A 21189-nucleotide genomic window follows, 5' to 3' on the forward strand; every position below is an offset into this window, starting at 1 on the left:
GATGCAAAGGTCTGAATAATCATCGAACTGAGCAAATATTTCTTATCTTTGCGAAAGCTAAATTGACGAATATCAAATGAACGATCCGCATATTTTAGGAACCGAAAGAATCGGCAAGCTTCTTGTACAATATTCTATCCCTGCCATTATAGGTATGACAATAACTTCGTTGTACAACATCATCGACAGTATTTTTATCGGTCATGGTGTGGGTGCTATGGGGATTGCCGGACTTGCCATTACTTTTCCATTGATGAATCTTGTAGTTGCTTTCTGTACGCTGGTTTCAGCGGGCGGCTCCGCTATTTCATCCATACGGTTGGGGCAAAAAGATGTTGACGGGGCAACGGATGTATTGAACCACACTCTGGCTTTATGCCTTCTCAACGCATTTCTGTTCGGTGGCATCTCCTTTATTTTTTTGGATGAAATCTTACGTTTTTTCGGAGCCAGCAACGAAACTCTGCCTTATGCACGCGACTTTATGCAAGTGATTTTACTGGGTACCCCCGTTACCTATACAATGATTGGACTGAATAACGTAATGCGTGCCACCGGTTATCCCAAGAAAGCAATGCTGACTTCCATGGTTACAGTGGTCTGCAACATCATACTGGCTCCCATCTTTATATTCCACTTAGACTGGGGTATTCGCGGTGCGGCAACAGCAACAGTCATCTCACAATTCATCGGTATGGTATGGGTAGTAAGCCATTTCCTGCAAAAAGCAAGCATCGTTCAATTGCAACCCGGATTCTGGAAAATGAAAAAACGTATCATCAGCAGTATATTCTCCATAGGAATGTCACCTTTCCTTATGAATGTTACTGCATGCGTCATTGTGATTATAGTGAACAACAGTCTCCAACATTACGGTGGTGATATGGCTATCGGTGCTTACGGCATCATGAACCGGCTACTGGTGCTGTATGTAATGATTGTATTAGGTCTGACTATGGGTATGCAACCTATTGTCGGCTATAATTTCGGTGCACAAAAATACGATCGTGTAAAGGCGGCGTTACGCCTAAGCATTATTGCGGGCGTCTGCATCACCAGTACGGGTTTTATCATCTGCGAACTGTTTCCACATGCCGTATCGGCTATCTTTACGAGTGACGGGCAACTGATTGATATGGCCTCCAGAGGGGTACGTATCGGTATAGCTATGTTCCCGTTGGTAGGTGCGCAAATTGTTATCGGTAACTTTTTCCAAAGTATCGGTAAAGCGAAGATTAGCATATTCCTGTCTCTTACCCGGCAGTTATTATACCTACTACCGGGCTTGATTATCCTCCCCCGTTATATGGGTTTGGACGGGATTTGGGCATGTATGCCTGTATCTGATTTCTTCGCGTTTGTTACAGCTGTCATTGCGCTGTGGATGTACGTAAAGAACTACAAATATTTTATTCGCTCTTGATACTGTTGACCGGATTCTCATTGGCAATCCGCCATGCCTTAACCACCACTACCAGCACAATAAGCACTAACAATACCACTCCTACCCCGATGAACCAGCCGGGAGAAAGTAGCGTCCCATCCGGAAATTGCTCCATCCATATGCCGGAGACATACCATGAGAAAGCAATGCCTATCAGCACTGCCCCCACAGCTACTTTCAGGATATCGGCAGAAAGCAAAAGCAATATGGAATAAACCTCAGCACCGTTCACCTTACGAATGGCTATTTCTTTGCTGCGACGCTGTGTCTCGTCGCTGACATAACCTATCAGCCCCATCAAGACGATAAGCAATATACATCCCGAAATCACCGTCACAATGTTGCGAAAGCGGGACACACTTTCATTTTGCCATTCACGTATCTCTTGATAAGTGGAGAACTCCAACAATTTGTTCGGATAAGCTTCCTTAACAAAGGCGTTCAGCTTTCTCAAATTCTCTTCCTCCGGTTCTTTCAGGCGTACATTGAAAGTGCGGTTACGGTCGTTCAGAATGAAGGCCGTACAAGTCTGCTCGTTGAAGAAACCCATATTGCGCACATCATCCACCACACCCACAATCGTGGGGGACTCCTGCAATCCTGCCCATGAAGGTTTTATCGGCAGCTTCCGTCCTATCACGTTATCCTGCCATTTCATAGTCCGTACCGTCTCCTTGCCTACCACGGCTTCGCCGACATGCTGTGGAAATACGCCTTCCAATAGCTTCAATCCTGTTACTTTCGGGAAGTCCTTATCTATAAGCATGAAGTGTAGCGGACACAGAAAGTTGCCTTGCGCATCGGTCAGACGGTTTGTACTGTAATGCTGCAACAGCATTTTGCTGCTGCATGCTACCGCTTCCACGTAAGGTTGGCGCCTAATGGCATCAGATATTCCCTCATTCTCCTCTATCGCTCCATTGACAGAGCCTACTGCCAGCCGTTCGGTTTGAAAGCCGACACGACTGCTCACCACTTCCCGGTATTGCCATACCGTAGTGAGTAACACCCCCAAGATAAAAGCCACTCCCATGAACTGCACAAAGAGCAGTCCACGCTTCCACGAGCGTTTACCCTCCGTATAGCGGCGAAATACCTGTGTCACGGGAATGCGTGCATACATGCGCCCCGGTAATACTCCCGCCACTACAAAGAGCAGCAGTACCGTCAGTAGCGGCACATAGAGATTGCTCCATGAAAACAAGTCTGCCAACCGTGTGCCCAACATCCCTTCGATACGTTCTCCAAGAAAATACATCAATAGCAGGCATGCTACCGTGGACACGAGTACCAATATTCCCGTCTCCCACAAAAACAAGCCTAGTATATGCCCCTCACCGGCTCCACTGCACTTATGCACGCCCACCATTTTAGCCCGCCGGCTCATAGAGGCAATTGCCGCCAGCACATAGTTCATAACCGACACAAAGAAGATAGAAAAACCCAGCCCCCCCATAATGAGCAACTTGCGTTGCGTATCGGGTCGGCTCCGGTAAATCTCACGTATCGGTATCACGCTATACTCCGTCACTACGGATTCTCCCAAATGGGGGTCGGTGTATTGCTCCACTGCCTTTTGCACACGTCGGTTCATGACATCCACATCACTTGACTGTTTCAACCGGAAAAGAATATGATAAATATTGTTCGTTCCCCATGTGCCCACCCCATATCCCCAATCCAATACGGCGCTGGAAAGCAGAATTTCGTGGGGAAAGTTAGTATTGCGTGGCACTTCCCTATAAACACCCCGAATGGTGACATTGAACATCTTCTCTACGGAAAGTTCCTTTCCTATGGGATTCTCATCACCAAAGATGCGACGTGCCATACTTCGTGAGATAAAAGCATTCTGCATCAGGGCAAGGTCATTGGGATTACCCTCCAGCACCTCCATACCGGTGGTACGGAAATAGAGCGTATCTACACACAACATAGGCGTGTCTTCCAGTTTCTTGTCATCTTTGTAGAAGGTGGCCTGAAAGAAGGTGGAAGTCAGGCTGGCACATTCCACCTGCTCGGGCATTGCCTCCCACAAGTCGGCAGCCGCAGGACGATAAGTACCGTAATTATACCCTTTCTCCGGGATTCCGTCTTTGGTATTGCGCATCCGAAGCATCACCAACCGCTCCGGATCTTGGTAGAAATCCTCATAACTAAACTCATAAGCAATCTGTGAGAACAACAGAATGCCCATAAACAAGCCCAGTGTCAGAGATACCGTCTTTACCACATTGCTACTCCGCCCGCGCAGCAACGTTTGTACCGTATAATACAATTGCCTCATGGCTTACACTCCCATATTTGTATTCACGCTCGCCACTACGCTACCGTCGAACAGATGCACCGTACGATGCGCAAATGAGGCATCATGTTGGGAGTGTGTCACCATGATAATGGTAGTGCCTTCCTTGTTCAACTCCGTCAGCAAGCTCATTACCTCTGCTCCGTTCTTGGAGTCCAGATTACCGGTAGGTTCATCGGCAAGAATCAGTTTAGGATTCGTTACCACAGCACGGGCAATGGCTACACGTTGTTGCTGACCGCCTGAAAGCTGTTGTGGAAAATGCTTGGCACGGTGGCTGATATTCATCCGTTTCAGAATATCATCTACCATACGCTTGCGTTCGCCAGCTTTTACTCCCAAATAGGTAAGAGGAAGCTCTACATTCTCATAAACATTCAGTTCATCTATCAGATTGAAACTTTGAAATACAAATCCCAGTTTGCCTTTGCGTACACGGGTACGTTCTTTCTCTTTCAAATCCGCCACTTCCTGTCCGAGTAGCTTATAACTGCCTTCCGTAGGATTATCCAACAGACCGAGTATATTTAATAAGGTGGACTTCCCGCAACCGGACGGTCCCATAATGGCTACAAACTCACCCTCTTTTACTTCGAGGTTTACATGATTCAATGCTACCGTCTCTACTTCCGAGGTACGGAATACTTTGCTGATGTTATTAATTTCAATCATAATTTTCGTTTTTCTATGTATTGTTTTTTATTCACTCTTAATACTGTTCACCGGATTTTCGTTTGCTATCCGCCAAGATTTCCAAAGGACGCAACTTACGATTACTGCCAAGTTAGCAACCACCACCAATACGTACACTATCCAACTGAGAGGAATCTGCTCGGCAAACTGTTCCATCCAAATGCCATTGACATACCATGCTGCGATACTTCCGATAAGAACAGCCGGCAATGCCACAACAAGCACATCTTTAGACAACAGTTCCAAAACAGAAGAGGCTTCCGCACCGTTAACTTTACGGATTGCAATTTCTTTGCTGCGACGGCGCACTTCATCAGCGGTATATCCTATCAAACCCATCAACATGACGAAGAACATCGTTATGGCTGCCATTAACGTGGCGTTACGGAATACACGGACAGAGTTGTATGCGTTGGCAACATTCTTCTCGTAACCTCTGAAATCAATCGTCCGGTCATGAAATGCCTGTGCCACATCTTTGTTCAACTGTCGCAGATTAGTTTCAAAAGGAGCTTTCAGACGAAGATGTATCGTACCGTAAAAGTTTTTATCCCCCTTAGCTATAAACGGCATTTTCGGAGTAGTAAAAGATTCTATCTGAAAATCATTCAAGACCCCGGAAATTTTATATCGCCTTCCATCAATATTTATCATGCGTCCCACTACATCTTCCCCCCAACGCATCATCTCCGCAAAGGTTTCATTGACAATCACTTCATCTTTATCACGCGCCATACGCCCCGCTTTAAAAGTCATTCCCATTAGAGACGGATAATCCTCACGCATATAATAACAGGCACGTGAAGAAAAGAGCGCTTGTCCGCCCTCGTCTTTAATCATCGAACCGCTATAACCGAAAATAGGCGTATTGTTGGCACTGGACACTGCTTCCACATAAGGCAACCCTTTGAAAAAGTGATAAGCGGCATCACGTGCTTCTTCCGTGTCCCAATAAGCATCTCCTATTGCCATGCGCTGAGGATCGTAGCCCATATCCTTGTTGAGCACATACTGGTATTGCGCCATCACTACACACATCAGTCCGCATATGAATGCCACACCGGCAAACTGAATGAAGAGCAACGGACGCTTCCAACCTTTCTTACCCTCTGTATAACGGCGGAATACCTGTGACACGGGAATGCGGGCAAACAACCGACCCGGCAACACTCCGCCCACTATAAACAGTACGGTTATCACCGACAATGGTACCCAAATACGAGCCGGCGCCAACAGTAAAGAGAGTTTTGCAACAGCCGTATCCTCAAAGAAATCACGAAAATTCAAGAGAACCAGAGCCATCAACAGTAATGCCGCTGCAATGATTAAGCCCGTTTCCAATAAAAACATCCCAAATATCTTGCCACCGCTCGCGCCATTACACTTATGTACACCTATTGCTTTGGCACGATAAGTTAACGAAGAAATGGAAATCAGCACATAGTTCAATGCGGCGATAAAAAGAATGGCAAGACCTAAAATACTCATTATGTTGCGCATCCGCATCACATCTTCACGATTACGATATGTATCGCGAATAGGTTGTACAAATGCAGAATAACCGAATTCTTTCTTATCCACTGCAGGACGATACTTGTCTATCATGGCATCAATGCGTGTATTTATCACCGACTTGTCTGCTCCCGGACGGAAACGGATATATTCAGGAAAGCTGTCACCGCCACTCCACGAGTAATTACCTATTTTACGACTCCATATAGTAGGCATTGAAATAACGGCATCATGATGCCGAGTAACATTTTCCGGTAATGCCTCGTAAGTTCCTTTCACGGTAAGGTCGTACTGATGATCATAACTGATAACTTTCCCTATGGGATTTTCTCCGCCAAACATCTTTTGGGCAAGACGGTCGCTTAAAAAAACAATATCCGGTTGCTGGAGGTCATTCACCGGTTTTCCACTAAGGACTTCAATACCCATTGTCTGGAAATAAAGCGAATCGGCAACTATCTTTTCTTCATCAAAACGAACATTTCCATTATACAGCGGAGCATTCATCCAATGGCAAGTACTCGTAGCAGCCTCTACTTGTTCGGGAAAGTTCTCTAATATGGCACCTGCCACCGGACCGCTATTCTGTTCCTGTGGCGGATATTTCTCACCTTTGACAGTAAACACAGACCAAATTTGGTAAAGATTGTCATAGTCTTTGTAACAGGTATCAAAGCTCTGTTCGTATGCTACGCGGGAGAACAACAGGATACTCATCGTCAAGCTTAATCCTAAAGAGATTATCTTGATGATATTCGATCCACGTCCCCGAAGCAAGGTTTGAATGACATAATAGATTTGTTTCATACTATATTTATATTGCTATGTTTTCCTGCTTGAATAATGCAGAAAGCGTGCCAAAAACAATATACCACTGGCTATCAACAAATAGCAAACAAGTAATAACTGTACTCATGTCTAATTTTTAGACACTGCCTGTCCAAGAATTAGACACCTCCCCAATTATGAACTATAGAACAGAAAAACGGAAAATAGGATAAGTTTTCTATCAAACGAAAACTCTAACTTTGCCGAAAGTTTTCATTGCATATAATCCCATAAATATGATAAAGCTATACAAACCTTTATTTCTATCATTCTTCTGCCTGTTTATGGGCAGTTGTGATATGATAGATTATCATCCGTATGATGTACGAATCAGCGGCGAGACTGATGTTAATGCCCATAATATTGCAGAAATAGAACAGAAGTGCAAAGATAAGACAACGATTAAATTCGTGACTATGGGTGACTCTCAACGTTGGTATGACGAAACATTGGATTTCGTAAAAGAAATAAATAAGCGCAATGATATTGATTTCGTAATACACGGAGGAGACATGAGCGATTTTGGCCTTACAGATGAATTCCTTTGGCAGCGTGATATTATGAATAAACTTAATGTACCCTATGTAGCCCTGATTGGCAACCACGACTGTTTAGGTACAGGAGAGGAAACGTTTCGCATCGTATTCGGTAATCCCAATTTTTCATTCATTGCCGGACGGATAAAATTCGTATGCCTGAATACCAATGCAATGGAATTCGATTACTCCCGCCCCATTCCCGACTTTACATATCTGGAGGGAGAGCTTACCAACCGCCGGGATGAATTCGACAAAACCGTAGTGTCCATGCACGTACGTCCCTATACCGACCAATTCAACAATAATGTGGCCCGGGTCTTTCACCGCTATGTAGCCGAATTTCCCGGTATACAATTTTGCACTGCCGCCCACGAACACCATGTTTTTGAGGAAAATCTTTTTGAAGACGGCATCATGTATTATATGAGCGACTGTATGAAAAACCGTAATTACTATATATTCACTATAACCCCCGACGGATATGAACGCGAAGTGGTCTATTTCTAAACAACCGGTACTCACCGTTATCTGCCTGTTGTTACTGTGGTGCGTTTCACTTTCCGCACAAGAAAAGGATACGGTGTTTGTTACAAAATACGATACAATTTATTTGCAACACAAACCGGATACAGTTGTTACCGGGCACGTGCGCCACAGTCGTTACGACCGACGTGTACACCGTTACCGCAGACGGTGGGAAGCCTTAATTCCAACCCATACCAAAATACAGTTTGCCGGTAATATGGGACTGCTCTCACTGGGTACAGGCTGGGATTACGGAAAACGTAACCAATGGGAAACGGACATTTTTCTGGGTGTCCTTCCCAAGTATCAATCCGATTGCACCAAGATGACATTTACCTTGAAACAAAACTATATTCCGTGGAGTTTGCAAATCAAAGAAAGCCGATTCTCGGCAGAGCCCCTTACCTGCGGTATGTACTTCAACACCGTATTCGGCGACGAGTTTTGGGTAAGCGAACCGGAGCGTTATCCGAAAGGCTACTACGGTTTTTCGTCCAAAGTACGCATCCATGCTTTCTTGGGGCAACGCATCACTTATGACATTGACCCTCGCCGCAGATTTACAGCAAAAGCTATTACGTTTTTCTACGAACTGAGTACTTGCGATTTATACATCGTAAGCGCCTTCACCAATAAATATCTGAAACCAAAGGATTACCTGAGTCTGTCCTTCGGGCTGAAGTTGCAGTTGCTGTAAGCTTTGTACGAAAGATACCAACCGTTGGTACGAGAAATACCAACCGTTGGTACAAGGAATACCAAACATTGGTACGAGGAATACCAACCATTGGTACAGCGTGTACCAAACATTGGTATAATCAGTATTCACAAATTATTATCTTTCTTTCCCCCTTTCTCGGGAAAATAGAATATATTTGTCCTCACAAATATAAAAAGACACTGTTCTGCCATGAAGAAATCCGGAAACATTCTTATCGTTGATGACAATCGCGGTGTACTCACCGCTTTGCAACTGCTGTTGAAACCTCATTTTGATAAAATAACCACTCTTTCTTCACCGGTTACCCTTCCCGCTACTTTGCACGAAGATACATGGCGGGTAGTACTCCTCGACATGAACTTCACGTCCGGTATCAATACCGGAAACGAAGGCCTTTACTGGCTGCACGAAATAAAGAAGCAATATCCGGCACTCCCCGTAGTGCTGTTCACCGCTTATGCCGACATAGACCTTGCCGTACGCGGGATAAAGGAGGGTGCAACGGACTTTATCGTCAAGCCCTGGGATAACGGAAAATTAGTAGAGACTCTGCTGAATGCTGCACAAAACACCCCTGCATCCGGGAAGAAGAAAACAACGGCTGAATCTGCAAACGCGGTTCCTTCCATGTACTGGGGAGAAAGTCCCGTCATGCAACAGCTTCGCATACTGGTAGAAAAGGTGGCAGCCACCGATGCCAATATTCTTATCACCGGTGAAAACGGTACGGGTAAAGAGATGCTTGCCCGCGAAATACACGCCCTTTCCACCCGCCGCCGCAAGGAAATGATAAGCGTGGACATGGGCGCCATTACCGAAAGCCTTTTTGAAAGCGAGCTTTTCGGACACATGAAAGGCTCTTTCACCGATGCCCATGCCGACCGTCCCGGAAAGTTCGAAGTTGCCGACCACAGTACGCTCTTTCTTGATGAAATCGGTAATCTCCCCTATCATCTGCAAGCCAAACTACTGACAGCCATTCAGCGCCGCAGCATCGTACGGGTGGGCAGCAATACGCCTGTTCCCGTAGACATCCGCCTTATCTGCGCCACCAACCGCAACCTGTCCGAAATGGCGGACAAAGGAGAATTCCGTGAAGACCTGCTCTACCGTATCAACACCATCCATCTTGAAATTCCTGCATTGCGGGAGCGACCGGAAGATATAATTCCGCTGGCAGAGCGTTTCATAACACGCTTCTGCAAGCAATACGGAAAACCGCCTTTACGTCTGGATAATGCGGCGCGCGAGAAGCTGATGCTGCATCCCTGGTTCGGTAACATCCGCGAACTGGAGCATGCCATCGAAAAAGCCGTTATCATCTGCGACGGCGCATTCCTATCCGCCGGATTATTCCAGCTGCAACGCAGAAACGAAACACCGGAAATGCCCGTATCCACTCTTGAAGACATGGAAAAGCAAATGATACGCCGGACACTGGACAAGTGCGGCGGTAATCTTTCGGCTGTAGCCTCGCAACTGGGCATTACCCGGCAGACGCTTTACAATAAAATGAAAAAGTATGGACTTTAAGAAATATAAGAGTATAAGCCAATATTATATTTTCCGGACCGTCGTCAGTCTGCTCATAGCTGTGGCCGCCGGAATAATGTGGACGTTATTCTTCCTGAAGTCTCCGGAATCACACAGTCTTGGCGACCCTTTGTTTTGGGCTGTATTCTTCACCGTATTTCTTCCTCTGGCGGTACGCTGGCAGCAACAGTTGTATCACCGCCATACCCGTAAAGTCCTTTTCATGCTCGATGCCATTGAAAACAACGATACGGCCATTCACTTTTCCGAAACGGACGGTACCGAAGACAACCGTCTCATAAACCGTTCCTTGAACCGTGTAGCCCGCGTATTATATAATGTAAAGAGCGAAACCGCCCAACAGGAGAAGTACTACGAGCTTATCCTCGACTGTGTAAACACCGGCATTATCGTGCTGAACGACAACGGAGCAATCTATCAAAAGAACAACGAAGCCCTGCACCTGCTCGGGCTGGAAGTATTTACCCACATCCGCCAGCTGTCACGTGTGGACAATCATCTGATGGATATGCTCACCACTTGCCGTTCCGGCGACAAGTTCCAAGTGGCATTCAGCAATGAACGCGGCACAGTGAACCTTGCTATCCGCGTCAGCGACATCACTGTCCGTCGGGAACACCTGCGCATTCTTGCACTGAACGACATCAACAACGAGCTGGACGAAAAAGAAATAGATTCATGGATACGCCTTACACGGGTACTGACCCATGAGATTATGAACGCCGTAACCCCCATCACCTCCTTAAGCGACACGCTATCAGAACTGACCGAAGCAAAAATATCAAAAGAAGAGATACGCAATGGTCTGCAAACCATCAGCGCCACAGGCAAAGGGCTGCTCGCTTTCGTAGAATCCTATCGCAGATTTACACGCATCCCTACTCCCGAGCCCTCTTTATTCTATCTCAAAAGTTTTATCAGCCGCATGGTGGAACTGGCGCGACATCAGTATCCCGGCACTCCGGTCAGTTTCAATGTTTCCATCGTTCCCGATGATTTGATACTCCATGCAGACGAGAACCTCATTTCACAGGTCATCATCAACTTACTGAAGAACGCCATACAGGCTTTTGAAATGTCTCCCTCTCCCACAGAAGAAAAACACATCAACATACGCGCCTATTGCAACGAAGCCGAAGCCGTACTGATTGAAATATCCAATAACGGCCCTGCCATTCCCCCGGACATTGCCGAACATATCTTCATCCCCTTCTTCACAACCAAAGAAAACGGAAGCGGCATCGGGCTGAGCATCTCCCGGCAAATCATGCGCTTATCCGGCGGAAGCATCTCTCTGATACCCGGAAAAGAGACTACTTTTGTGTTGAAGTTTAATTGAACTAATTAAGTCTTGTATTTGTTAGCAATAATAAATATCTTTGTACACGAAGGTACATAAAACATTCTATAAACAACTTTATAACACAATACTTATGTTATTTACAGCCGAAAACATTCTACTCGTAGGTTCTATTTTACTTTTTGTCAGTATCATTGTAGGTAAGACAGGCTATCGCTTCGGAGTTCCCGCTTTGTTGCTTTTTCTTGTAGTGGGTATGCTCTTCGGTAGCGATGGGCTCGGATTGCAATTCCATAATGCCAAAGAGGCGCAGTTCATCGGCATGGTGGCCTTAAGCATCATCCTGTTTTCGGGTGGTATGGACACCAAGTTCACAGAAATCAAGCCCATTCTCTCCCCCGGTATCGTATTGTCCACTTTCGGCGTACTGCTGACGGCGTTGTTTACCGGATTATTCATATGGTGGCTTTCGGGCATGAGCTGGACCAATATTCATCTGCCGCTCATCACATCCCTGCTGCTCGCTTCTACCATGTCGTCCACGGACTCGGCATCCGTATTCGCCATCCTACGCTCGCAGAAGATGAATTTGAAGCACAACCTGCGGCCTATGTTGGAGTTGGAAAGCGGCAGTAACGACCCGATGGCCTATATGCTGACTATCGTGCTGATTCAGTTTATCCAGTCTTCGGGAATGGGCGTTTCACAAATAGCCCTCTCATTTGTGATACAGTTTATTGTGGGTGCTGCCGCAGGTTATCTATTGGGCAAACTGGCTATCCTCATGCTGAACAAGCTGAACATTGACAACCAGTCACTCTATCCCATCCTGCTGCTGTCGTTCGTGTTCTTCACATTCTCCATCACCGATCTGATGAAAGGTAACGGCTATCTGGCGGTCTACATTGCCGGTATGATGGTAGGCAACAACAAAATCATGTACCGCAAGGAGATTTACACCTTTATGGACGGACTGACATGGCTTTTCCAGATAATCATGTTCCTTTGTCTCGGCCTGCTGGTCAACCCGCACGAAATGCTTGAAGTGGCGTGCGTGGCATTGCTCATCGGCATCTTTATGATTGTAATAGGACGTCCGCTCAGCGTATTTCTCTGTCTGCTCCCATTTGGAAAACGCATCAATCTGAAGTCCAAGTTCTTTGTTTCGTGGGTGGGATTGCGCGGCGCAGTCCCCATTATCTTCGCCACTTATCCGGTGGTGGCGGATGTGCCCGGTGCGGATGCAATCTTTAATATCGTGTTCTTCATCACCATTCTGTCCCTCATCATTCAAGGCACTACCGTTTCAAAAGTAGCAAGCATGATGGGACTTTCCACCCCGATGGAAAAGACGGGCAATGACTTCGGAGTAGAACTGCCCGAAGATATTGATTCCGACCTGCGCGATGTAACCGTCACCCAAGAGATACTCGACACGAAAGGCGATACACTCAAAGACATGAATCTGCCTCAGGGAACCCTCGTCATGATAGTGAAGCGCGGCAACGAATATCTGATACCTAACGGTAGTCTGAAACTCCATGTGGGAGACAAGCTGCTTCTTATTTCTGAAAAGACCAAAGAATAGGAAATAAGGAAGAGTGTTCTCCCATGAAAAAAAACTCAAACCACTTGCTTTGCATCACTATAAGCCCTATATTTGCGCAGTTTTAACTAAAGTGTGCAAATATACGCATGGAACAAGAACAACGGTTCATTGACTATATCGAACAAAGCATCGTACAGAACTGGGACAGAAATGCCCTGACAGACTACAAAGGAATAACTCTACAATATAAGGATGTTGCCCGCAAGATTGCAAAATTTCATATCGTATTGGAAAGCGCCGGTATTCAGCCCGGTGATAAAATAGCCGTATGTGGTCGTAACAGCGCCCATTGGGCGGTCTGCTTTCTGGCAACTGTAACTTATGGCGCTGTAATTGTTCCTATCCTCCACGAATTCAAGGCAGATAATATACACAATATCGTCAACCATTCCGAAGCTAAACTCCTTTTTGTCGGTGACCAGGCTTGGGAAAACTTGAACGAAGAGGCCATGCCGCTGCTTATGGGAGTTGTCCTGCTGACGGACTTCACTCCGGTTGTCTGCCGGGACGAACGTCTCATGGAAGCTTTTGAACACCGCAACGCCATCTACGGCTCACGCTACCCCAAGAATTTCCGTCCCGAACATATTTGCTACCGTAAGGAACAATCGCCTGAGGAATTGGCGGTCATCAATTATACGTCCGGTACTACAGGCTACTCCAAAGGCGTAATGCTGCCCTACCGCAGTTTGTGGTCCAACATAGCCTACTGCCACGAGATGCTACCCGTACGTCCCGGTGACCATATTGTATCCATGCTTCCTTTGGGACACGTTTTCGGTATGGTATACGATTTTCTTTACGGCTTCTCGGCAGGCGCACACCTTTACTTCCTTACCCGTATGCCGTCGCCAAAGATTATCGCACAGTCATTCTCCGAAATCAAGCCGCGCGTCATATCTTGCGTACCTCTCATCGTAGAGAAGATTATCAAGAAAAATATTCTACCCCTTATAGACAACAAAATAGGTAAACTATTGCTGCGGATGCCCATCGTCAACGACAAGATAAAGGCTGATATGCGCAAGAAAGCAATGGATGTTTTCGGCGGAAACTTCGATGAAATCATTATCGGCGGCGCGCCTTTCAACGCTGATGTGGAACGTTTCCTCAAACAGATAGGATTTCCCTACACCATTGCTTACGGCATGACGGAATGTGGCCCTATCATCTGCTCCAGCCGTTGGGAAACCCTGAAGCTTGCTTCTTGTGGAAAAGCTACCACACGTATGGAAGTAAAAATAGACTCTCCCGATCCTCAGAATGTAGCGGGTGAAATCATCTGCCGGGGAACTAACCTCATGTTGGGTTATTACAAGAATGCAGATGCCACTTCTCAAATAATAGACGTCAATGGCTGGCTGCACACAGGTGACCTTGCCACAATGGATGCCGATGGCTACGTCACCGTACGCGGGCGCAGCAAGAATATGCTTCTCACTTCCAGCGGACAGAACATCTATCCCGAAGAAATAGAAAGCAAGCTGAACAATATGCCATACGTATCAGAATCATTGATTGTATTGCAACACGATAAACTCGTAGCTCTGATATATCCGGACTTTGACGATGCTTTTGCTCATGGCCTGCAACAAGCCGATATAGAGAAAGCGATGGAAGCCAACCGGAATGAGCTGAACCTGCTGCTGCCAACATACTGCCAGATTACTAAAGTGAAAATACACTTTGAGGAATTTGAAAAGACCGCCAAAAAGAGTATCAAACGCTTCATGTATCAGGAAGCAAAAGGCTGAGATTCTTAAAAAACATATAGCAAGAAGTATGATTTTATAATAAGTGTTATAAAACATACTTTTTTTCTTGGATAATTTGCAGATTTCTCAAGTGTCCGTATCTTTGCAGTGTGTTTTTCATAGTATTAGATTTAAGGTTAACAAAGGTTGGAGTACAGCGGTACTCCTTTTTTTATGTCTTTACATTTCAGTGCCCCGGAATATTAATTATCTTTACGAAAAAATTGAAAGGCATGGATATACATACGTTTATCAACAATTATCGGGAAGCATTCGGGCAGCAAACTGAACTTCCTATCGCTTTTTGGTACTCCGACCAATTAGAAACTTCGACAGAGAAAGTAAACGGTTGCTTCTTCAAAAGCATGGCGCAAGTCAGAAGCGGAAAAACAATCAGTCTCAACGCAGAGACAATAAGTTGCGGTGGCGGCAAGTTTTACACAGGCTTCACAGATATGCCGGAGCATGTGCCCGGTTTCGTTTCTTTAAAAGAGAAATACAAGAAAACACCTGAAATGGTTATCGACTTTATACAAAAGTTACAAGTACCCAAAACAGAAAAAGCCTATCTCCACTTTACACGAATCGATAATCTAACTTCTTTCGACAAAGTGGAAGGTATACTGTTCCTCGCAACTCCCGATATTTTGGCCGGACTGACTACGTGGGCTTTTTCCGACAACAATACATCAGACTGTGTATCTGCTCCGTTCGGTTCGGGCTGCTGCTCTGTCGTAACCCAAGCCGTTCTTGAAAATCGGAAGCAAGGAAAAAGAACTTTTCTGGGATTCTTCGACCCGTCTGTACGTCCTCACTTTGAGGCAGACTTACTAAGTTTTACAATTCCAATGTCCCGATTCAAGGAAATGTATCATACAATGCGCGAAAGCTGTCTGTTTGGTACACATGCTTGGAGCAAACTAAAGGAAAGAATAGAAAGCACACAGAAAGAAACAATTTCTTTCAATCATTTAAATGTGTCTTTTGAGATTCTTCCGAACATTATGTTGCGTGAAGTAACGATAGAAGACGCGGCTGCCATATATCATGCCATTGATACCCACCGCGATTATATGCGTACTTGGCTGCCGTTTGTCGATAATCTGAAGTCCGTAGCCGACGAAGAAAACTTTTTGAAAGGAGTCCTCTCTGCCCCTGCCGAAAACTACGAGCCGATATTCGGCATCCGAAACAAACAGAATGAGATTTGCGGACTGGTAGGTTTCCATTTCTCCGACTTTGCCAATCACCGTACAGAAATCGGTTATTGGTTATTGCCCGAATACCAGCATCAAGGCATTATGACTGCTTGCGTTCGCCGCCTGTGCCAATGGGCAGTTGAAACCAAAAATATAAAACGCATACAGATACGCTGTGCCACAGGCAATACTGCAAGTAACGGCATTCCTATCCGACTTGGTTTCCGTCTGGAAGGAACAGAACGTGCCGGAGAATTATTGACCTCGGGAAAATATGCAGATATACACGTATACAGTATTTTGAAGGAAGAGCTTATTATGGAACAACAAATTAAACTCAACGAACACAACAAGCAGGAATATCCACCTATGCATACCACCGAACACATCATTAATCAGACAATGATTAGATTATTTGGCTGCGGACGTTCTGTCTCCGCCCATATAGAACGTAAAAAGAGTAAATTGGATTATCTGTTGACAACCTGCCCCACAGAAGAGCAGATAAAGAATCTGGAAAAAGCGGTCAATGAAGTTATAGCGCGACATCTGCCTGTAACAACCGAATTCATCACTCAGGAAGAAGCCAAGGGCAGGTTTGATTTGGAACGCTTGCCGGAAGATGCTTCGGAAACCGTACGTGTGGTAAAAGTCGGTGATTACGATGAATGCCTTTGCATCGGTACGCACGTTGCCAATACTTCCGAAATAGGAACCTTCAAAATTATCAGCCACGATTGGGACGAAGAAAGCAAACGTTGGCGGATGCGTTTTAAATTAGTATGAAATTCCATCGAATATCAATCTGACGAAGTTTACTGAACAAGAAAAAGAAAAAGCCAAAAATTCATTGACGTAAAATAAAGTAACCGGTAATTAGGCGAATGCCCCGATACAATGATTTGTTACCGGGGCATTTTATTGTATTATAATTGATAATCAATCTTTATCTTCTTTCTTTTTTCCTCTCAGAAAACGGTCTGTCAACCATTTGCGTACAGGCTCGTCATAGAGTTTCAAGCAAGCATAAGCCAGCACAAAAGCCCCTACAAAAGTCAATATCATATAAGGAATACCTTCTGCCAGAGTAGCATTATTATTACATACCCAAGCTGTATAAGTATATATTAACGGATAATGTGTTATGTATACCGGATACGAAATATCTCCTAAGAATTTACATATGGCTGTAGAATGTTTACCGGTTACCTTACCGCCCGCTCCCATAGAAACTATTACAGGAAAGATAAAAAGAATACAACAGGCTTCATAGAGCCCATTCATCCAAAAGTGATTTTCACCACCTAATCGAGGGAAAGCCAAAACTATCACAATCATCAAGCTGCACCACCAAAAAGCACGCTTTTTTATACGAATCAGCCATCCTAAGCGGGACAGTAATAAACCGCCGAAGAAAGGATACATCAACCGGACAAGACCAAGATATTGTTGTTCCCAGTTCAATGCCCAACCACCGACAATATCCCCCGTAGGTGCAGTAAGACAATGATGTACCGTAAAGCATCCGGCTATCAACACAAAAATGGACAAAGCTGTTTTATTAAATTTGCGAATGAATAGCGCATAAAGAATATTACCTATGTATTCAAAGTAAAGTGACCAAGCCGGTCCATTCAACGGATGCAGCTCTGTCCAGCCGCGAATATCCCATTTCAAAGGAAGCGGGAGCAGAGTGCATCCCAATAACATTACCAGCAGCATAGTTCCTACAGATGTATTCTGAATGGCTGGAAAACAAGGAGACTCCTGAAAATAAAAAAACACTGCACCTATAATACTTCCCACAATAACCATAGGATGTAAACGTATAATACGCCGTTTGAAGAAAGTACCGACACTCATCCGGTTCCAGCGGTCATCATAAGCATAACCAATAACAAATCCGGAGAGCATAAAGAAAAAATCTACTGCCAAATAACCATGATTGATAATCTGTTCCAAATGGCTACCACCGGCATGTGCTTCAAACAAATGGAAAGCGACAACCAATACAGCAGCTACGCCACGAAGACCATCAAGGATTTCATAATGCGGCTTCGGGGCAAGATAAGAGTTTTGCGTGTTCATTAGGTATAAGATATTTATAAATTTGCACGCAAAGATAGCAAAAAAGTAAACGCTTTTAAGAGTTTAAACAAAGTTTACTCTAAAACATCATCTTTATCTAAAGGCATATACGGCCCATCCTTCACTTCGAATATAACAGAGGACTCCAACACTTCTAAAGTATGCCACTGCCCTTTGGGAATATGGACAGCATATATGCCATTTCCGGGATACAAATCATAGCGTTCCACCTCTTCTCCATTATCATTGTAGAACATCACGTTGATATGTCCACGCAGAAGAAGATAGGTTTCTGCAGTATGTTTGTGCCTGTGTATAGGCAAAACGGTCCCTACTTCCAACGCATTAAGCAGTCGCTGCGCTTTAGCGTCCAAAGTTTCATGCAAATTGAAGTTCATACGTAACCGTTCACTTTCTTTGGCCTGACCGGATACCTTATCCAGCAATTGATCATCTATTATCATCTTGTTGTTTTTAAGCAAGCTTTTTACAATGGATATATTTATGCACAAAAATAATATAAATTGTTACTTGGCTACTAATTTCAGTAGAAAAAAATCAGCGGCAGTGTTTGAACGTAAGCATTCAAATAATCACTACTCGTACAAGAAGTATTTAGCCTGCAAAAAACTGTTTTGATGTATATCATAATTCATTTTGATATACGTCAAAACAGATTATCATGTATATAAAACAGGGAATATTCTTAAATTTCAGAAGGGTAGAAGGGGTATGGCATGAAACTGTATTATTACATTAAACAAAATCCCCGCTAAATTTCTACTACCCCAAGAATAGAAGAAATATATGAAATTAACATCCAAGTATGCAAGAAGCTAATTTCCCAATTCAGCTACTCTTCCTGTAACTTCGTACAGCCCAAATATTGGCAACTACGGCAAAAGCCAACAAGGCGCCCAATTGAGGCAACAGCTCAATAAAGCCGCCGCCACGAAGATATATTGTACGCATTACCTCAACAAAATACCTCAACGGATTTATGCGGGTAATCCATTGTGCCCATTCGGGCATACTATGAATAGGGGTAAAAAGACCGCTCATCAAAATAAGAACAAGCATAAAGAACCACATAACAAACATAGCTTGCTGCAACGTTGCCGAATGATTGGATATAACCAGACCGAATCCGGATACAACCGGAAGAAACACCAAAGCAAAACCGTAGATAGTGAGGAAATGCCCGGCAGGCAAAATTCCATAAAGCAACCAAGCAAGAGCAAAACAAATGGTAAGCACAACAAAACCTATCAACCAATAAGGTATCAGCTTCGCAACAATAAACGTAAATTTATTGACCGGTGTCACATTAATTTGCTCAATAGTGCCAGCCTCTTTCTCCCCCACTACATTAAGGGCAGGAAGAAAACCGCATATCAAAGTCAGCAACATAACCATAAGTGCCGGAATCATGAAAAGTTTATAATTCAAAGTCGGATTATAGAGATTCAGAGAAGAAATACCTATACGGGGAAGAGGTTTGCCTACGAATGTTTTCACAGGTGTTTCCGACTTCAATTCACGAACATAATCGCTGATGATAGATGACAGATAGAAGCCGCCCAAACTTCCTTTGGTTCCATTCACCGCATTGGCTGCTACAAGCAGATGAGGGACCTTACCGTTTATCCAGTCTTTTCCAAAATCACGGGGAATCTCCAGAATGACATCTGCCGTACCCGCCTCAACGCCGAGCATAGCTTCATCATAAGTATCGGGAAGCGCCGTCAGACGAAAATAGGTAGAGGCGCCAATCTTATCCACCAAACGACGGGACACAACACTATGATCGTTGTCCACAATATTCAGATTGATATTCTTTATCTCCAGATTGGCAGCCCAAGGCATCAATATCATAATCATACATGGGAATATGAAAATCAGCTTGGGCAAAAACGAGTTGCGGATTAGCTGCTTGAATTCTTTTTCTATCAAATACTTAATCATAGAGGCATTTACTACTAATTATTATAATTGAAAATTCTTCATTCCAACCTATTCTTGAATTTCTTGAAACTAACGGTTATCAGCAGTACCGCCATAACAGCCAATATACTGATTTCAGGCAGCACCAATGATATATCCACACCCTCTATCATCAATTTACGTACCGCCTGAATATACCAACGTGCAGGAATCACTGTGGAAATACCCTGTAAAATAACGGGCATACTCTCAATAGGAAATATCATCCCTGAAAGCAACATGGTGGGCATCATCAACATTAACCCGGACACCAGCATAGCGGCTACCTGCGTATGGGTAACAGTAGAAATGAGCAGTCCCAAAGCCAATGATACGAAAATAAAAAGCAGTGATACAGTTATCAGCCAAAACAGACTGCCTGCAACCGGAACATGGAGGACATAGACCGAGAGCAATAAAATCGTTATCAGATTGACAAATGACAAAACAAAGTATGGCACTGCTTTGGCAAGGATGATAAACAGCGGTTTTACGGGAGAGACCAATAATACTTCCATAGTTCCCGTCTCCTTCTCACGCACTATGGAGATGGAGGTCATCATTGCACAAATCAGCATCAGAATAAGTCCCATAACACCGGGAACAAAATTATAAGCGCTCTTCATTTGCGGATTATAGAGTAACTTGACTTGAGGAACAATGGCAGAAACACGCGCTCCGGGAGGAAGCATCTCTTGTCCTGTCATGGAGATTATATTTGTGGCATATCCGGCCTGCATGGTAGCCATATTAGGGTCGGTGGCATCGGAAATAATCTGTACTCCGGCCTCACCGGTATAGAGGTTGTCCGAAAAACGTTCGCTAAAGACTATTGCCATATCAATATCCCCGCTCTTGAAAAAACGTTCCGCTTCTTCGGGAGAATGCAAACGGCAGATAACCGTAAAATACTCACTGGCATCTACACGGTCGATAATGCGTCGGGTCACGACATCATTGGAAGGGTCGAGAACGGCAACACGCACATTCTTTACTTCCGTAGTGATGGCAAAACCGAAAAGAATAATCTGTATGATGGGCATACCCAACAGAATCAGCATTGTACGCCGATCGCGGAAGATGTGAAAGAATTCTTTTCGGACAAAAGCTATGAATTGTTTCATGGTTATATCGC

Annotated in this window: 15 protein-coding genes and 1 pseudogene; 9 read left to right on the forward strand and 7 right to left on the reverse strand. The window is 44.6% G+C overall.

Annotated features, from left to right (window positions below):
- Window positions 1-76 precede the first annotated feature (76 nt).
- Window positions 77-1423 carry an MATE family efflux transporter gene (locus DW121_RS11325; protein ID WP_118323808.1) on the forward strand — a complete coding sequence of 449 codons (1347 nt, stop codon included), beginning with the start codon at window positions 77-79 and terminating at the stop codon, window positions 1421-1423.
- Here DW121_RS11325 and DW121_RS11330 read toward each other — a convergent pair.
- From DW121_RS11330 to DW121_RS11340, 3 genes are read right to left on the reverse strand one after another with little or no spacing between them, the layout of a single operon-like run.
- Window positions 1410-3731 (reverse strand): ABC transporter permease, encoded by a 2322-nt coding sequence (locus DW121_RS11330; RefSeq protein WP_118323809.1) that lies wholly within the window; start codon window positions 3729-3731, stop codon window positions 1410-1412. The genes DW121_RS11325 and DW121_RS11330 overlap by 14 nt on opposite strands.
- A 3-nt stretch (window positions 3732-3734) precedes the next feature.
- Entirely contained in the window at window positions 3735-4421 is a 687-nt protein-coding gene (locus DW121_RS11335; protein ID WP_117712722.1) for an ABC transporter ATP-binding protein, read from the reverse strand.
- A gap of 27 nt (window positions 4422-4448) precedes the next feature.
- A complete protein-coding gene (locus tag DW121_RS11340; RefSeq protein ID WP_118323810.1) occupies window positions 4449-6761 on the reverse strand; it encodes an ABC transporter permease in 2313 nt (770 codons plus the stop codon).
- A gap of 257 nt (window positions 6762-7018) precedes the next feature.
- Between DW121_RS11340 and DW121_RS11345 the strand changes: the two genes are divergently transcribed.
- The 8 genes and pseudogenes from DW121_RS11345 to DW121_RS15865 all read left to right on the forward strand — a co-directional run bounded on the left by DW121_RS11345 (window position 7019) and on the right by DW121_RS15865 (window position 16769).
- On the forward strand, window positions 7019-7828 hold the full coding sequence (locus tag DW121_RS11345) for a metallophosphoesterase family protein (protein WP_117712720.1): 810 nt from the start codon (window positions 7019-7021) through the stop codon (window positions 7826-7828).
- Window positions 7803-8543 carry a hypothetical protein gene (locus tag DW121_RS11350; protein ID WP_117712719.1) on the forward strand — a complete coding sequence of 247 codons (741 nt, stop codon included), beginning with the start codon at window positions 7803-7805 and terminating at the stop codon, window positions 8541-8543. Before DW121_RS11345 ends, DW121_RS11350 begins: the two co-directional genes overlap by 26 nt.
- Before the next feature lie 213 nt (window positions 8544-8756).
- Window positions 8757-10100, forward strand: a complete 1344-nt coding sequence (locus DW121_RS11355) for a sigma-54-dependent transcriptional regulator (RefSeq protein ID WP_118323811.1) — start codon at window positions 8757-8759, stop codon at window positions 10098-10100.
- The gene (locus DW121_RS11360; RefSeq protein ID WP_118323812.1) at window positions 10090-11460 is read left to right on the forward strand and encodes a sensor histidine kinase; all 1371 of its coding nucleotides are present in this window, start codon (window positions 10090-10092) and stop codon (window positions 11458-11460) included. The genes DW121_RS11355 and DW121_RS11360 overlap by 11 nt, the downstream gene beginning before the upstream one ends.
- Before the next feature lie 94 nt (window positions 11461-11554).
- A complete protein-coding gene (locus DW121_RS11365; RefSeq protein WP_117712716.1) occupies window positions 11555-13009 on the forward strand; it encodes a potassium/proton antiporter in 1455 nt (484 codons plus the stop codon).
- A 107-nt stretch (window positions 13010-13116) separates the two neighbouring features.
- Window positions 13117-14784 carry a long-chain fatty acid--CoA ligase gene (locus tag DW121_RS11370; protein ID WP_118323813.1) on the forward strand — a complete coding sequence of 556 codons (1668 nt, stop codon included), beginning with the start codon at window positions 13117-13119 and terminating at the stop codon, window positions 14782-14784.
- Between the two features lie 233 nt (window positions 14785-15017).
- Window positions 15018-16301: pseudogene (locus DW121_RS15860) on the forward strand (GNAT family N-acetyltransferase); the annotation flags it as partial.
- Complete coding sequence (locus DW121_RS15865) at window positions 16302-16769, forward strand: hypothetical protein (RefSeq protein ID WP_233555803.1); 468 nt, start codon at window positions 16302-16304, stop codon at window positions 16767-16769.
- A 153-nt stretch (window positions 16770-16922) separates the two neighbouring features.
- Here the strand turns inward: DW121_RS15865 and DW121_RS11385 are convergent, their stop codons facing one another.
- From DW121_RS11385 to DW121_RS11400, 4 genes are all read right to left on the reverse strand, one after another.
- A complete protein-coding gene (locus DW121_RS11385) occupies window positions 16923-18071 on the reverse strand; it encodes an acyltransferase family protein (RefSeq protein WP_118323816.1) in 1149 nt (382 codons plus the stop codon).
- Window positions 18072-18145: 74 nt separating this feature from the next.
- Window positions 18146-18535 (reverse strand): WbuC family cupin fold metalloprotein, encoded by a 390-nt coding sequence (locus DW121_RS11390; RefSeq protein ID WP_117713223.1) that lies wholly within the window; start codon window positions 18533-18535, stop codon window positions 18146-18148.
- 385 nt (window positions 18536-18920) lie between these two features.
- Entirely contained in the window at window positions 18921-20036 is a 1116-nt protein-coding gene (locus tag DW121_RS11395; RefSeq protein WP_118323817.1) for an ABC transporter permease, read from the reverse strand.
- 38 nt (window positions 20037-20074) lie between these two features.
- A complete protein-coding gene (locus DW121_RS11400; RefSeq protein WP_118323818.1) occupies window positions 20075-21178 on the reverse strand; it encodes an ABC transporter permease in 1104 nt (367 codons plus the stop codon).
- Window positions 21179-21189 lie beyond the last annotated feature (11 nt).

Source organism: Bacteroides sp. AM10-21B (genome assembly GCF_003472565.1).
Taxonomy (GTDB): Bacteria; Bacteroidota; Bacteroidia; order Bacteroidales; family Bacteroidaceae; genus Bacteroides; species Bacteroides propionicigenes.

What these genes read in the sequence shown, in the direction of transcription:
- DW121_RS11340 (WP_118323810.1), bottom strand. Translation starts at nt 6,761, where the DNA reads ATGAAACAAATCTATTATGTCATTCAAACCTTGCTTCGGGGACGTGGA.
- DW121_RS11325 (WP_118323808.1), top strand. Translation starts at nt 77, where the DNA reads ATGAACGATCCGCATATTTTAGGAACCGAAAGAATCGGCAAGCTTCTT.
- DW121_RS11395 (WP_118323817.1), bottom strand. Translation starts at nt 20,036, where the DNA reads ATGATTAAGTATTTGATAGAAAAAGAATTCAAGCAGCTAATCCGCAAC.
- DW121_RS11390 (WP_117713223.1), bottom strand. Translation starts at nt 18,535, where the DNA reads ATGATAATAGATGATCAATTGCTGGATAAGGTATCCGGTCAGGCCAAA.
- DW121_RS11385 (WP_118323816.1), bottom strand. Translation starts at nt 18,071, where the DNA reads ATGAACACGCAAAACTCTTATCTTGCCCCGAAGCCGCATTATGAAATC.
- DW121_RS11330 (WP_118323809.1), bottom strand. Translation starts at nt 3,731, where the DNA reads ATGAGGCAATTGTATTATACGGTACAAACGTTGCTGCGCGGGCGGAGT.
- DW121_RS11365 (WP_117712716.1), top strand. Translation starts at nt 11,555, where the DNA reads ATGTTATTTACAGCCGAAAACATTCTACTCGTAGGTTCTATTTTACTT.
- DW121_RS11350 (WP_117712719.1), top strand. Translation starts at nt 7,803, where the DNA reads ATGAACGCGAAGTGGTCTATTTCTAAACAACCGGTACTCACCGTTATC.
- DW121_RS11400 (WP_118323818.1), bottom strand. Translation starts at nt 21,178, where the DNA reads ATGAAACAATTCATAGCTTTTGTCCGAAAAGAATTCTTTCACATCTTC.
- DW121_RS11360 (WP_118323812.1), top strand. Translation starts at nt 10,090, where the DNA reads ATGGACTTTAAGAAATATAAGAGTATAAGCCAATATTATATTTTCCGG.
- DW121_RS11370 (WP_118323813.1), top strand. Translation starts at nt 13,117, where the DNA reads ATGGAACAAGAACAACGGTTCATTGACTATATCGAACAAAGCATCGTA.
- DW121_RS11335 (WP_117712722.1), bottom strand. Translation starts at nt 4,421, where the DNA reads ATGATTGAAATTAATAACATCAGCAAAGTATTCCGTACCTCGGAAGTA.
- DW121_RS11345 (WP_117712720.1), top strand. Translation starts at nt 7,019, where the DNA reads ATGATAAAGCTATACAAACCTTTATTTCTATCATTCTTCTGCCTGTTT.
- DW121_RS15865 (WP_233555803.1), top strand. Translation starts at nt 16,302, where the DNA reads ATGGAACAACAAATTAAACTCAACGAACACAACAAGCAGGAATATCCA.
- DW121_RS11355 (WP_118323811.1), top strand. Translation starts at nt 8,757, where the DNA reads ATGAAGAAATCCGGAAACATTCTTATCGTTGATGACAATCGCGGTGTA.